The sequence below is a fragment of the Stenotrophomonas sp. 278 genome, from assembly GCF_003935715.1.
Lineage (GTDB): Bacteria > Pseudomonadota > Gammaproteobacteria > Xanthomonadales > Xanthomonadaceae > Stenotrophomonas > Stenotrophomonas maltophilia_AH.
The window spans coordinates 1-1,013 of the sequence record NZ_RHPP01000305.1 but is presented as its reverse complement, the minus strand read 5'-3'; the positions used below and the strand labels follow the sequence as shown (position 1 = coordinate 1,013).

2 protein-coding genes and 1 pseudogene are annotated in these 1,013 nt (G+C 64.6%); all 3 read right to left on the bottom strand.

The window, feature by feature from the left end:
* Positions 1-620 (bottom strand): phage terminase large subunit family protein (locus EGJ34_RS21855; RefSeq protein ID WP_185750300.1); only part of this gene is annotated, 620 nt, incomplete at its 3' end.
* Complete coding sequence (locus EGJ34_RS21850) at positions 617-835, bottom strand: hypothetical protein (RefSeq protein ID WP_125362468.1); 219 nt, start codon at positions 833-835, stop codon at positions 617-619. The genes EGJ34_RS21855 and EGJ34_RS21850, both read right to left, overlap by 4 nt.
* Positions 832-1,013: pseudogene (locus EGJ34_RS22455) on the bottom strand (hypothetical protein); the annotation flags it as partial. The pseudogene EGJ34_RS22455 and the gene EGJ34_RS21850, both read right to left, overlap by 4 nt.

The following is a 1,013-nucleotide window of genomic DNA, read 5'->3' as shown; positions in this document are numbered from 1 at the left end:
TAGAGACGCTTGTAGGTCGTCGGGAAAGACGATGTGCGCCCATCCAGCATCTTGACCGGGTCATCGCCGGTCAGCAGCACCTGCGGGGCTTCATCGATCTCATCAACGACTAGGTTCTTGACCGTGGTGGATTTAAGGCGCTGCGGGCTGCCCATGTGCTCCACGTACAGCTGGCCACCGGCAAAGTCCTTGAACGTGCGCTGGTTGGAACTGTCGCGGCTGGCGGTGCTGCTCAGGGCTTTGCGTACTGCCTTGCAGACCTCGATCATCGGGTTGAGCTTCTGGTTCACCCATTTGTTCATGGATGCCTCGCCCGGCAGCGCGTACATGATCGGGGCCGGGGCGTAGTCCATCCAGTAGGCGATGGAATTCGTGGCAATCTGGCTCTTGCCGAACTGGATCGGGAACATGCAGGCCTGGTCGTGTACCGGGCTGCGCGCGGACATGTTGTCCATCGGCTCGCGCAGCGGCGGGTTGCGATCGGTCACCCAGCGACCGGCCTTGCTGCTGCCCTTGGTGGACAGGCGCATGTGCTCATCACACCACTGCGAGACAGTCAGCGGGCGGCGCGGCTGCAGGGCGCGGGCGAGCACGGTGTGGATGCGAGCCTGGGCAGTCATGCGGTCACCATCTTCGCTTGCGGCGCTTCGTCAATCTCGTCACGCAGGAGGGCTTCTGCCGTGGCCGAATTACGCCGCGGCAAACGGTCCACGTGTTGCACGTAGATCACGCCGCCAACGAAGTGCCTCAGGGTGCCGGCACCAGCGGCAGCACCATCCGTGGTGGGGTGCTGCGAGTGCACGACCAAGGCGAGGAGCTTGGGGCGAGTGATCATTCTGCCACCGCCGTGGATGCGCTGCGGAAGCCGCGGCTCATCTCTTCCAAGGCGTGACTGACCTCGTTCCAGATCAGCTCCCGGCACCGGGCCTCCTCGCTGGTGGCCGCCAGCTGCGGTGCCAGGGTGTCGGCCATGCGCTCCAGTTCCACGCGAATCGCCGTGGCTGCCTCGGCCA

Excerpts from the sequence above, each read along its gene's own strand:
- EGJ34_RS21850 (WP_125362468.1), bottom strand. The coding sequence starts at position 835 with ATGATCACTCGCCCCAAGCTCCTCGCCTTGGTCGTGCACTCGCAGCAC.